The sequence below is a fragment of the Thauera sp. 28 genome (assembly GCF_000310145.2).
Classification (GTDB): Bacteria; Pseudomonadota; Gammaproteobacteria; order Burkholderiales; family Rhodocyclaceae; genus Thauera; species Thauera mechernichensis.
In genome coordinates, this window is record NZ_AMXA01000006.1 from 154,800 (window position 1) to 167,268 (window position 12,469).

9 protein-coding genes are annotated in these 12,469 nt (G+C 66.2%); 3 read left to right on the forward strand and 6 right to left on the reverse strand.

Annotated features, from left to right (window positions below):
- Positions 1-10: 10 nt before the first annotated feature.
- The 6 genes from C662_RS07210 to C662_RS07235 all read right to left on the reverse strand — a co-directional run bounded on the left by C662_RS07210 (position 11) and on the right by C662_RS07235 (position 7,830).
- Positions 11-1,165, reverse strand: a complete 1,155-nt coding sequence (locus tag C662_RS07210) for a 5-(carboxyamino)imidazole ribonucleotide synthase (protein ID WP_002926684.1) — start codon at positions 1,163-1,165, stop codon at positions 11-13.
- Between the two features lie 10 nt (positions 1,166-1,175).
- Positions 1,176-1,667, reverse strand: a complete 492-nt coding sequence (gene purE, locus C662_RS07215) for a 5-(carboxyamino)imidazole ribonucleotide mutase (protein ID WP_002926686.1) — start codon at positions 1,665-1,667, stop codon at positions 1,176-1,178.
- Positions 1,668-1,677: 10 nt separating this feature from the next.
- A complete protein-coding gene (gene folD, locus C662_RS07220) occupies positions 1,678-2,544 on the reverse strand; it encodes a bifunctional methylenetetrahydrofolate dehydrogenase/methenyltetrahydrofolate cyclohydrolase FolD (RefSeq protein ID WP_002926688.1) in 867 nt (288 codons plus the stop codon).
- 95 nt (positions 2,545-2,639) lie between these two features.
- On the reverse strand, positions 2,640-4,382 hold the full coding sequence (locus tag C662_RS07225) for a potassium/proton antiporter (RefSeq protein WP_002926689.1): 1,743 nt from the start codon (positions 4,380-4,382) through the stop codon (positions 2,640-2,642).
- Between the two features lie 132 nt (positions 4,383-4,514).
- Positions 4,515-5,150: a response regulator transcription factor gene (locus C662_RS07230; RefSeq protein WP_002926691.1), complete on the reverse strand. Its 636-nt coding sequence runs from the start codon at positions 5,148-5,150 to the stop codon at positions 4,515-4,517.
- Positions 5,125-7,830 (reverse strand): PAS domain-containing sensor histidine kinase, encoded by a 2,706-nt coding sequence (locus tag C662_RS07235; protein WP_002926692.1) that lies wholly within the window; start codon positions 7,828-7,830, stop codon positions 5,125-5,127. The genes C662_RS07230 and C662_RS07235 overlap by 26 nt, the downstream gene beginning before the upstream one ends.
- A 192-nt stretch (positions 7,831-8,022) precedes the next feature.
- Here C662_RS07235 and C662_RS07240 point away from each other — a divergent pair, with 192 nt between their 5' ends.
- From C662_RS07240 to C662_RS07250, 3 genes are all read left to right on the forward strand, one after another.
- A complete protein-coding gene (locus C662_RS07240) occupies positions 8,023-9,300 on the forward strand; it encodes an ABC transporter substrate-binding protein (RefSeq protein WP_037984255.1) in 1,278 nt (425 codons plus the stop codon).
- A 172-nt stretch (positions 9,301-9,472) separates the two neighbouring features.
- A complete protein-coding gene (gene aceE / locus C662_RS07245) occupies positions 9,473-12,154 on the forward strand; it encodes a pyruvate dehydrogenase (acetyl-transferring), homodimeric type (protein ID WP_002926695.1) in 2,682 nt (893 codons plus the stop codon).
- Between the two features lie 20 nt (positions 12,155-12,174).
- On the forward strand, positions 12,175-12,469 hold a 295-nt coding region (locus C662_RS07250; RefSeq protein WP_002926696.1), incomplete at its 3' end, for an acetyl-CoA carboxylase biotin carboxyl carrier protein subunit.

Consider the following 12,469-nt stretch of genomic DNA (forward strand, 5'->3'; position numbering starts at 1 on the left):
CGGCCCGTGCTCACTCGTCGCGGATGCCGATCGCGGCACGTGCGGCGAGGGCGTGCCCGAGTACGGCCTCGGTATTGGCCCCCGTCACCACGAAGTGGCCCATCTTGCGCCCCGGGCGGGCATGATGCTTGCCATACAGGTGCAGGCGCAGGCCGGGCACGGCATGCAGCACCGACCAGTCGGGCTCGCGGTAGGTGCCGTGGCCCTTGCCATCCTCGTACCACAGCTCGCCAAGCAGATTGACCATGACCGCCGCGGAATGCTGGCGCGGCGCGGCCAGCGGCAAGCCGCACAGCGCCCTCACCTGTTGCTCGTACTGGCTGACATCACAGGCGTCGATGGTGTGGTGGCCGCTGTTGTGCGGGCGCGGCGCCATCTCGTTGACGAACAGTTCGCCGCGGCAAACGAAGAACTCCACCCCGAGCGTGCCGACGTAACCGAGCTTGTCGGCGATGCGCTCGGCGATTTCCTGGGCGTTGTCCCTCAGACAGGCCGACGCCTGCGCCGGCGCGATGGTGACGTCGAGGATGCCGTTGCGGTGGCGGTTCTCGCCGGTCGGGAAGCAGCGCACGTTACCCGCCTCGTCGCGCGCCAGCACCACCGACACCTCAAAGTCCAGTGTCAGCATCTTCTCCAGCACGCAGGGCTCGCCCTTGAAGTGCTGGAAGGCGGCCACCGCCTCGTCGCGGTCGGCGACGCGGGCCTGGCCCTTGCCGTCGTAGCCGAAGCGCGCCACCTTGAGCACGGCCGGGAACAGCCCGGCGTTGGCGTTGCGGATGTCGTCCTCGCTGCGGATGGCGGCGAAGGGACCATGTGGCAGGCCGGTGTCGGCGAGGAAGCTCTTCTCGGCGATGCGGTTCTGGCATACCGCCACCGCGCTCGCCGCCGGGTGCACCGGGATGAACTTGGTCAGGTAGTCCAGGGTGTCGGCGGGGACGTTCTCAAACTCGGTGGTCACCGCGGCGCATTCGCTGCCCAGCGTGTCGAGCGCGACGTAGTCGTCGTAGGCGGCGACCAGGTGGCGGTCGGCGATGAGGCCGGCCGGGCTGTGAGGGTCGGGGTCGAGCACCCAGACCTTGTAGCCCAGCTCGTGCGCGGCCGAAACGAAAAAGCGGCCGAGCTGGCCGCCGCCGAGCATGCCAAGGGTGGCAGGCGGGAGGATCATGATGCGACTCTCAATCCAGGGTCATGTCGAGCACCGCCTGGGTCTGGCGGGCACGGAAGTCGGCAAGTTTCTGCGCCAGCACGGCGTCCTCGACCGCGAGCAGCGCCACCGCGAACAGACCGGCATTGGCTGCGCCCGCCTCGCCGATGGCGAAGGTGGCGACCGGGATGCCCTTGGGCATCTGCACGATGGAGAGCAGCGAATCCTGCCCCGACAGCGCCTTCGACTGCACCGGCACACCGAGCACCGGCAGCGTGGTCTTGGCCGCAACCATGCCCGGCAGGTGGGCCGCGCCGCCCGCGCCGGCGATGATGGCCTTGAGCCCGCGGCCGCGCGCGGCCTCGGCGTACTCGAACATCAGGTCGGGCGTGCGGTGGGCGGAGACGACCTTGGCCTCGTAGGCCACGCCGAAGTCTTCCAGCATCTTTGCAGCCGCCTTCATCGTGGGCCAGTCGGAGTTGGAGCCCATGATGATGCCGACGACGGGTTTGGTTTCGCTCATCTCACTGTCCTTATTTGCCAGCGGCGCGCTCGGCGGAAATCACGGTGTTCTCGAGCAGCATGGTGATCGTCATCGGGCCCACGCCGCCCGGCACCGGGGTGATGGCACCGGCCACGGTCTTGGCCGAGTCGAAATCCACGTCGCCGCACAGCTTGCCGGCGTCGGGGCCGTCCTGCAGGCGATTGATGCCGACGTCGATGACGGTGGCGCCAGGCTTGACCATGTCGCCAGTGACGAAGCGCGGCTTGCCGATGGCCGCGACCAGGATGTCGGCGCGGCGGGAGTGGAAGTCCAGATCCTTCGTCTTCGAGTGGCAGACGGTGACAGTGGCACCAGCGTTGGTCAGCAGCATCGCCATCGGCTTGCCGACGATGTTCGAACGTCCGATCACCACGGCCTCTGCGCCCTGCACCGGCGTGCCGGTGCTCTCGAGCATCTTCATGACGCCATGCGGCGTGCAGGGAATGAAGGCTTCGCGGTTCTGCGACAGGCGGCCAACGTTCTCCGCATGGAAGCCATCGACATCCTTCTTGATATCGATCGCTTCGAGCACGGCAGTCTCATCCAGATGCTTGGGCAGCGGCAGCTGCACGAGAATGCCGTGCACCGACGGGTCGGCGTTGAGTTCGGCGAGCCTGGCCATCACCTCGTCCTGGGCGGCCGTTTCGGGGTAATCGAAGCGCAGCGAGCGGATGCCGGCCTTCTCGCAACCCGCAACCTTGTTACGCACATAGACTGCGGAGGCCGGATCCCCTCCTACCAGAATGACCGCCAGGCAAGGTTGCACACCACGCGCCGTCAATGCTGCAGCGCGTTCAGCGATTTCGCCACGAACCTGCGCCGAGAGCGCGTTGCCGTCGATGATGCGAGCGGTCATCGGTAGAGCCCCTAAAAAACCGGGGATTTTACAGCATCACGCGCCGCCCGCGCTCGCCTGCCCAGCGTCTTCGGACTGGCGAGTGCGCTGACTTCTCAGCGTATCAGGCCCAGCGCGGGGCATTTGAGGCCGATTGCGGTGATCACGCCCTTGTCCGTCATCTCGCGCACGGTCAGTGTGAAGGCGCCGATCTGCACCCGGTCGCCGACCACGGCGGCGCGGCCAAGGCGGTGTTCGAGCAAAGTGCCCACCGGTTTCACGCGCTCGTCGGCGCCGATGTCGAGCCCATAGGCATCGGCCAGATCGCTCGCCAGGCAGGACGGATCGACGACGAACTCGCCGAAGAAGCTGGCATTGGCCGACAGTTCGCCGCCCGTGCCCCCGAACACCCTGGCGATGCGCTCGGCCAGTTCGTCGGGTGCGACGAACCACACGGAATCACCCGGGATCATGCGCGTATCCAGGGTGAGCCGGTGCAGATGCCCGCTGCGCACGAGTGCAACGCAGCGCACACCGATGCCCTCGAAGTCGTCGGCGACCTCGTCCGGATGCCTACCCTCGGCACGCGAGCCTGCAGCGACGCGGTACTCCAGCAGGTCGACTGCAGCCTCCTCATCGACCCACACCTCGCGCTTGTCGCGCGGCTCATCGCGCGGCGGCACTTCCACCTTGAGCCAGCGCGCCGCCATCGGCACCGTCGCCCCCTGCACCAGCAATGACAGCAACACGACCGCAAAGGCGACATCGAACAGCAGGCGCGAATCCGGCACCCCCATCACCACAGGGAAGATCGCCAGCACGACCGGCACCGCACCGCGCAGGCCAACCCAGCTTACATACGCAAGCTCGTTGCGCTTGTAACGGAACGGCCACAAACCAATGGCAACCGCCAGCGGGCGCGCCACCAGCATCAGGAAGACGGCCATTGCCACCGACTCCCATGCGTGATCGAGCAGTTCGGACGGCACCACCAGCATTCCCAGCACCACGAACATGCCCGCCTGCGCGAGCCAGGCCAGGCCGTCCATGACACGCAGCACGTGCTCGGTAGCGTGGCTGCGCCGATTGCCGACCACGACCCCGGCGAGATAGACAGCCAGGAAGCCGCTGCCGTTGAGCAGGTTGGTCGCCGCAAAGACGAGCATGCCGCCAGACAGGATCAGCAGCGCATACAGCCCCTCGGGGAGACTGAGTCGAGCCATCAAGCGCGACAGCACCCAGCCCCCGGCCAGACCCAGTACCGCGCCGAGCCCAAGCTGGGTCGTCAGCAACCAGGCGAAACCACCGACGCTGGCCGACTCCGGCTGCAGCAACATGCCGACCAGGGCGGTCACGAGCAGGATCGCCATCGGATCATTGGCACCGGACTCGATCTCGAGCGTTGCCTGCACGCGTTCGTTGAGGCGTACGCCGCTATTGCGCAGCAACGCGAACACCGCAGCCGCATCGGTCGAACCCACGATGGCCGCAAGCAGCAAACCCAGGCGCCAATCCACATCGAGCAGCCAGGTCGCGAAGACGCCAAGCAGTGCCGCCGTGCCAACCACCCCCCAGGTCGCCAGCACCGCCGCCGGCTTGAGCGCGACCCGGAAACTGCTGACCCGCGTGCGCAGGCCGCCATCGAGCAGGATGACGGCAAGCGCCGCCTGTCCGATCATCGACGCAAAGAAGAAGTCCTCGAAGACGATCCCGCCCGGCCCATCCTCGCCGGCCAGCATCCCCACCCCCAGGAACAGCAGCAGCAGCGGCAGGCCGAGGCGAGCCGACACGGTGCTGGCCAGAACGCTGATGAACAGCAGCAGGCCGGTGAGCAGGAAGAGTGCGTTGATGCCGGTCATTCGGACAGCCAGTGGTTAAGTTATGTATGGGGGTCGGCCAAGAGGCTACGGCCAGCGAGCCGCAGACATCACTCGCATGTCATTATGCGCACCATCTCGGGGGCTGCTTTGAGCAGCCTCTCAACGCAGAGTTCAGCGCGGAGCTAAAGAATCTACCGAGACAACGTGCTGGACAAGCTCGGCGAGCGAGTTGACCCCCATCTTTTCCATCACGCGCGCGCGATGGACCTCGACCGTCTTGATGCTGATCCCGAGCACGTCGGCGATCTGCTTGTTGAGCTTGCCGACGATGATCAGCTCGAGCACCTCGCGCTCGCGCTGAGTCAGGTGCTGCAGCCGACGCGAGGTATCGGCCTCGAGACGGCGCTTGCCGCGGCTGTCGCGCTCGAGCTGCAGGCACTGCTCGACCAGACGCAGCATGTCGCGCTCGCCGAAGGGCTTCTCGATGAAATCGACTGCCCCCTTCTTGAGCGCCGACACCGCCATCGGCACGTCGCCATGGCCGGTGATGAACACCACCGGCAAGCCACAGCGGCGACGCCCCAGTTCCTCGAACAGTTCCAGGCCGCTCATGCCTGGCATGCGCACGTCCAGCACGATGCAGCCGGTCATGTCGGGGTCGCATGCCGCAAGGAAGGACTCGGCCGACTCGTAGGCGACCACGTGGTAGCCATTGGCCTCGAGCATCCAGACGAGCGAATCGCGCAAGGCCTCGTCGTCATCGACGATGTGGACAATCTGGTCAGGCGCTGCGGGCAACTCGCTCACTCGCGATCTCCGTGGGCAGGATAAAGGAGAATATGGTACCGCCTTCGGGGTTGTCGTCGACAATCAAGCGGCCATCGTGGAACTCGACGATCGACCGGCAGATGTTCAGCCCCATGCCCATGCCCTCGGCCTTGGTCGTGTAGAAGGGGGTAAACAAGCGGCTGCGCCCCTCCTCGCTGATGCCGTGGCCCTGGTCGATGACGGCCACTTCGACCTGCCCCGGCCCGCAACCACGCACGCGCACCGTCAGCACGCGGCGTTCGGGCAGCGCGTCAGCCATCGCATCGATGCCGTTGCGGACAAGATTGAGCAGCACCTGCTCGATCATGATCCGATCGGCGTACACCGCGGGCAGGCCGGGTTCGACAGCCGTCACGATTCGGATGCCGGTGCGGCGGGCATCGATATCGGCAAAGCCGATGGCGTCTTCGAGGATATCGACGATGCTCACGGCCGCGCGCCGCGGCTCGCTCTTCTTAACGAACTCGCGCACGCGGCGGATGATCTTGCCCGCGCGCTCGGCCTGGAAGCTGGCCTTCTGCATTGCCGCCAGGATGTCCTCCTGCTTCGCATTGCCCGCTTGCAGGCGGGTCACCGAACCGGCGCAGTAATTTGCGATCGCCGATAGCGGCTGGTTGAGCTCGTGCGCCAGCGTCGACGCCATTTCCCCCATGGTGATCAGGCGCGAGGTGCGCTGCAGGCGCTCTTCCTGCTGACGGGCCACCTCCGCCGTCTGCTTGCGGTCGGTGATGTCGGTGGCAATGCCCATGCGCACCACCCGCCCATCGACCCAGCGCGTGGCCTGCTCGCGCACGTGGTACCAGCGCCCCGACAGCGGGTGCTGCAGTTCGCCGTCGAAGAGTTCGCGCGGCAAGTCGGCCGGCGCCAGGTTGCGCGGATCGACACGGTAGTCACCGCGCTCGGGCTGCGGCACTGCCACTCCGCGCACCGTGCGGCCCACGGCGTCGAAACCGTGGATACGCTTGAAGGCAAGGTTGGCGAACAGGATCTCGTCGGTGCGGGCATCGGCAACGAACACCGCCGCATCCAGGCCATCGAGCACCGCCTCGAAGCGCTCATGCGCGGCCTCGAGCGCGGCGCGTACGCGCTTGGGCTCGGTAATGTCGGTGATCGATGCCATCCAGCCGGTCTGCCGGCCCGTCAGGTCGATCAGCGGCGACAGGTAGAAGCGGGCATCGAAGCGCTCGCCATTCTTGCGCTGGATGCGCATCTCGAAACCGCTGCGCGGCGCCTGCCCGGACAGCGTCATCGCCAGGTTGCGCTCGCAGATCGCCAGCTGCTCGGGCGGCCAGTACGGGAACGGCGCCACCGTGCCGACCAGTTCGCTCTCCGCGAAGCCGACCATGCGGCAGAACGCCGAGTTCACGTAGATGATGCGCCCGCTCAGATCGATGGCGCGCAAGCCCGTGACGACCGAGTCCTCCATCGCCTTGCGGAACGCCGACTCGGCCCGCAGCGCATCCTCGGCCGCCTTGCGGCCGGTCACGTCGTGGGCCACCGCATATACCAGGCCCTCGCCACGTACCGGGTTCACGCTCCACGCCAGCCACTTGTAGCTGCCGTCCGCACAACGGCAACGGTTCTCGAAGCTCACCGGCTCGCCTCCTGCAAGCCGGCGCATGTTGTCGAGTGTGGACGCCACGTCCTCGGCATGCACGAAATCGATCATCAGGGCGCCGGGCAGCGTCGCCGGATCATGCCCGAGCACGCGCTCGAAAGCCGGATTGCAGCGGCGAAAGCGCCCCTCGAGATCGACGATGCACAACAGATCGAGCGACAGGTTGAACAAGCGGTCGCGCTCGCGCTCCACCTGGACGCGGCGCTGCATATGGCCGCGCAGCATCCAGAGACCCCAGAGCACAAGCAGCGACAGGCCAACGATGATGACCGCGGGCAAGGCGTGCATCACGTCGCCACCCGGCCTGAAGGCCATGGCCTGCAAGCGCATGCCGTTGCGTGGCGGCTCGAGGACGAGCTCGAGCGCAAGATGATGCTCGCGATCCGGCAACGCAGAACTGAGTGCCAGCGCAACACCATCGGTATCGAGCACGGCGAGCCGGTACTTCTCGGTGAACCAGTCCGGCACCAGCCGGCTGATCATGCGCTCGACCGAGTAGGCCGCAACCAGAGCGCCGAAGAACTCGCCCTGGCGATGCACGGGCACGAAGACCTCGAGCACGGCGTCCCCGCGCGCGTTCCGATACGCCGCCCCGTAGGTCAGCCGCGACGACAGCGCACTGTGCTGAAAGCCCTGCACCTGCGGCCCGAGCAGCGTGTCACCGGCAAGCCAGTCGAGCGCGTCGAACGGCGCCGTCCACCTCACCGCCTGGTCACGGCCCACCCAGGCGATGTTGGTGAGCGCAGGGTTGACCGCCAGATGTTCGTTCGCGCGCTGCTGGAAGCCGTCGTGCTCAAGCGTGCCGGCTGCCATGTCTCGTGCCAGCTGTCCCAGGAACTCCTCCGTCCCGAGCACCACCCGACGGATGGCCTGCTCCGTCCATTGCAGGTCGCGTGCCAACGCACCGCGTTCGACATCGGACTCGCGCTGCTGCAGCAACCACACGAGCGCGAGCATCGATACCGCGAACAGCGTCACGACAACATAGGGGACAGCCCAGTACCAGCGTGGCGGCGCGGGGTCGGACGGCGGAGCATGCATGGGACTGGACGGGTGCAACGCACGTGGGATGAATCCTGCATTCTTGTCGATTGGCGCCCCAGTGGTCATCCGGTCTAACCCTTACCCACGCTGCGCCCACCACTGCAACCGCCAAGGCGGATCGCGACTGCGCCGCCACCGTCCGGGTTTTCGCCAATTTGTCCGCCGATGCGCACTGCCTACAGTGAGTTCATGAGTTTGCCGATCGCGCAAAAGCGGCGCGCCCTTCTCGCCCGTGCACTAGTCCTGCTTTCGCTCGGTCGGGCGGGCGTCGGCGCTTGCCTGGCCGCCGCGCCCGCGGCGCCCCTGCGCAGCACCCCGGGAGGTGAGCGCGAACCCGTCCGCATCGGCGTCTCAGGCCCCTTTACCGGCCCCTCCGCACCAATGGGCCTGTCGATGCGCACCGGCATCCGTATCGCCGCAGCCGAGCTCAACGCCACGGGGGGCATCCTGGGGCGCCGCATCCAGCTCCTGGAGGGCGACGACGAAGCAAGCAACGCGCTCGGCGCACGCATCGTGCGCGAGTTCATCAACCGCGACCGCATCGTCGCCGGACTTGGCATCGTCAACACCGGCGTCGCGCTTGCCTGTCAGCGCCACTACCAGCTTGCACGCGTGCCGGTCATCACCTCGGTGGCAACCGGCTCGCTGATCACCCGCCAGTTCCTGCCCCCGGAACACCCGGACAACTACGTTTTCCGTGTCTCGGCCAACGACACGCTACAGGCTCAGGTCATCGTCGAGGAGGCCGTGCTGCGCCGCGGCCTGACCCGCCTCGCCATCCTGCATGACGCCACCAACTACGGCGTGCTCGGCAGCCAGGACCTGGTGGCCGCGCTCGCGCAACGCGGGATCGCAGCGGTGGCGCTGGAACGCTTCCAGTTGCGGCAGACGGACATGAAACCCATGCTGGAGCGCGCCCGCGCCGCCGGCGCCCAGGCCCTGCTCACCTACGGCATCGGCCCCGAACTCGCCCATATCGCAAACGGTCGCGCAGACATGCACTGGCCGGTGCCGATCATCGGCAGCTGGACACTGGCGATGTCGAACTTCATCGAGATCGCCGGCCGCAATGCAGAGGGGGCGCGCATGCCGCAGACCTTCATCCAGGGCGCACGCACACCACGCCAGCAAGCATTTCTCGATGCCTGGGTGCAGGCGACAGGCAGCGACCGCATTCCCGTACCGCCAGCCGCCGCGCAGGGCTACGACTCGATGCTGCTGCTGGCCGCTGCGATCCGGCAGGCCGGCAACCTTGAGGGGCCATCCATCCGCACCGCCCTGGAAACGCTGCGGGAGGAGATCGACGGCGTGGTCATGACCTACCGCACACCGTTCTCGCGCGACAACCACGAATCGCTGCACACAGCGCGACAGATCCTGCTCGGCGAGGTGCGCGGCGGGCGGGTGGTGCAGGCAATCGAGCCACCTGCTGCGCCCCGGATTGTGCCCCCTCCAACCGAAGCATGAGGAGCCACCGCCTGATTCACCGAATTTCTGAAATCATATTGCACATTGCGAAATACCGTTTTATAGTTCGAAAAGATGGCCGTGCGGCAATCGGCATGGTCTCGCTCGCAAGCAAAATCGTCCTGCCTTACCAGGCAGTCATCGCCAACCGAACGTCATGAGGAGACAAACCATGACCGGAATCAGCAACGCGCTCCAGCAACCCGACACGGATGCCCAGGAAACGCGGGAATGGCTGGAAGCGCTCGCGGCCGTCGTCGAACACGAAGGCCCGCAGCGTGCCCACTACCTGATCGAGACCCTGATCGCCACCGCGCGCCAGGAAGGGGTGAACATCCCCTACTCGGCCACCACCGAGTACATCAACACCATTCCCGCCGAGCAGCAGCCGCCCTACCCGGGCGATCCGGACATGGAGATCAAGCTGCACTCCTACATCCGCTGGAACGCGATGGCGATGGTCGTGCGCGCGAACAAGAACACCAACGTCGGCGGCCACATCGCCTCGTTCGCCTCGGCCGCCGCACTCTACGACGTCGGTTTCTCGCACTTCTGGCATGCGCCCTCCGAGCAGCACGACGGCGACATGATCTTCTTCCAGGGCCACTCGGTCCCCGGTGTGTACGCACGCGCCTTCATGCTCGGTCGCCTGAGCGAAGAGCAGATGGACAGCTTCCGCCAGGAAGTGGGCGGCAAGGGCATCTCGTCCTATCCGCACCCCTGGCTGATGCCCGACTTCTGGCAGTTCCCCACCGTATCGATGGGCCTGGGCCCGCTGTGCGCGATCTATCAGGCGCGCTTCATGAAGTACATGGCCAGCCGCGGCATGATCGACGCCACGCGCGCCGAGCAGCGCAAGGTGTGGGCCTTCCTCGGTGACGGCGAGACCGACGAGGTCGAGTCGCTGGGCGCGATCGGCATGGCCGGCCGCGAGAAGCTCGACAACCTCGTGTTCGTCATCAACTGCAACCTGCAGCGCCTCGACGGCCCGGTACGTGGCAACGGCAAGATCATCCAGGAGCTCGAATCGGGCTTCCGCGGTGCGGGCTGGAACGTCATCAAGGTGATCTGGGGCACGGCCTGGGATGCGCTCTTTGCGCGCGACAAGAAGGGCATCCTCAAGCAGCGCATGATGGAGTTGTGCGACGGCGAGTATCAGACCTTCAAGGCCAAGGACGGCGCCTACGTGCGCGAGCACTTCTTCAACACCCCCGAGCTGCGCGCCCTGGTCGCCGACTGGACCGACGACCAGGTGTGGAACCTGAACCGTGGCGGCCACGACCTGTTCAAGATCTTCTCCGCCTACAAGGCCGCCTCCGAGCACAAGGGCCAGCCCACGCTGATCCTGGCCAAGACCATCAAGGGCTTCGGCATGGGTCAGGCCGGCGAGGCGATGAACATCTCGCACCAGCAGAAGAAGATGGACGTCGACGCCATCCGCCGCTTCCGCGACCGCTTCGGCCTGCCTGTGCCGGACGACAAGCTCGAAGAGCTGCCCTACCTGAAGTTCGAGGAAGGCTCGCCCGAATACAAGTACATGATGCAGCGCCGCATGGACCTGGGCGGCTTCCTGCCGCAGCGCCGCACCAAGGCCGCGCCGCTGGCCGTGCCCGCGCTGGATGCCTTTGCCGCGCTGCTGAAGGCCTCGGGCGAAGGCCGCGAGCTGTCGACCACGATGGCCATCGTGCGCATCATGAACACGCTGCTCAAGGACAAGCAGATCGGCAAGCACATCGTGCCGATCGTGCCGGACGAAAGCCGCACCTTCGGCATGGAAGGCATGTTCCGCCAGTACGGCATCTGGAACCAGGAAGGCCAGAAGTACGTGCCGGAAGACCATGACCAGCTCATGTTCTACAAGGAAAGCCAGACCGGCCAGGTGCTGCAGGAAGGCATCAACGAAGCCGGCGCCATGGCTGACTGGATCGCCGCCGGCACCGCCTACAGCGTGCATGGCGTGCAGATGGTGCCGTTCTACATCTTCTATTCGATGTTCGGCCTGCAGCGCACCATGGACCTGTGCTGGGCGGCAGCCGACCAGCGCACCCGCGGCTTCATGATCGGCGGTACCGCCGGTCGCACCACGCTGAACGGCGAAGGCCTGCAGCACGAGGACGGCCACAGCCTGTTGATGGCCAACATGATCCCGAACTGCATCAGCTACGACCCGACCTTCCAGTACGAGGTCGCGGTGGTCGTGCAGGACGGCATGCGCCGGATGTTCGCCGAGCAGGAGGACATCTATTACTACATCACGGTGATGAACGAGAACTACGAACATCCCGAGATGCCCGCCGGCGCCGAAAGCGACATCCTCAAGGGCCTGTACCTGTTCCGCAAGGGCGCCGAAGCCAAGGCACCGCGCGTGCAGCTGATGGGTTCGGGCACGATCTTCCGCGAGGTGATCGCCGCCGCCGAGCTGCTCAAGGCCGACTGGGGCGTCGAAGCCGACATCTGGGGTGCGCCCAGCTTCAACGAACTGGCCCGCAACGGCCACGACATCGAGCGCTGGAACCTGCTGCACCCGATGGAAGAGCCGAAGAAGACCCACGTGCAACAGAAGCTGGCCGGCTTCGAAGGCCCGGTCATCGCCGCCACCGACTACATCCGCATGTTCCCCGAGCAGATCCGCTCGCAGTTCGACCGCAGCTACGTCACGCTGGGCACGGACGGCTTCGGCCGCTCCGACACCCGCGAGCAGTTGCGCCACTTCTTCGAGGTGGATCGCCACTGGGTCACGCTGGCTGCGCTGAAGGCGCTGGCCGATGACGGCGTGATCGGCCGCGACAAGGTCGCCGCGGCGATGGTCAAGTACAACCTCGACCCGTCCAAGCCGAACCCGATGTCGGTCTGAGCGCGCAAGGAGACAAGAACATGAGCCAACTCATTGAAGTGAAGGTCCCGGATATCGGCGACTTCGACGCTGTGCCGGTGATCGAACTGTTCGTGAAGGTCGGTGACACCATCGCCATCGATGACGCGATCGCCACACTGGAGTCCGACAAGGCCACGATGGATGTGCCGTCGTCCGCCGCAGGCGTGGTCAAGGAAATCCTCGTCGGCATCGGCGACAAGGTTGCCGAAGGCACCGTGCTGATCAAGCTCGAATCCGCCGCATCCGCCGCTGTAGGAGCGGCGCCCGCCGCGAGCCTTTCGGGAGCCCCCGCAA

Bases quoted from the DNA above. Each gene is read 5' to 3' on its own strand.
- C662_RS07210 (WP_002926684.1), bottom strand. From the start codon at position 1,165: ATGATCCTCCCGCCTGCCACCCTTGGCATGCTCGGCGGCGGCCAGCTC.
- purE (WP_002926686.1), bottom strand. From the start codon at position 1,667: ATGAGCGAAACCAAACCCGTCGTCGGCATCATCATGGGCTCCAACTCC.
- folD (WP_002926688.1), bottom strand. From the start codon at position 2,544: ATGACCGCTCGCATCATCGACGGCAACGCGCTCTCGGCGCAGGTTCGT.
- C662_RS07225 (WP_002926689.1), bottom strand. From the start codon at position 4,382: ATGACCGGCATCAACGCACTCTTCCTGCTCACCGGCCTGCTGCTGTTC.
- C662_RS07235 (WP_002926692.1), bottom strand. From the start codon at position 7,830: ATGCATGCTCCGCCGTCCGACCCCGCGCCGCCACGCTGGTACTGGGCT.
- C662_RS07240 (WP_037984255.1), top strand. From the start codon at position 8,023: ATGAGTTTGCCGATCGCGCAAAAGCGGCGCGCCCTTCTCGCCCGTGCA.
- aceE (WP_002926695.1), top strand. From the start codon at position 9,473: ATGACCGGAATCAGCAACGCGCTCCAGCAACCCGACACGGATGCCCAG.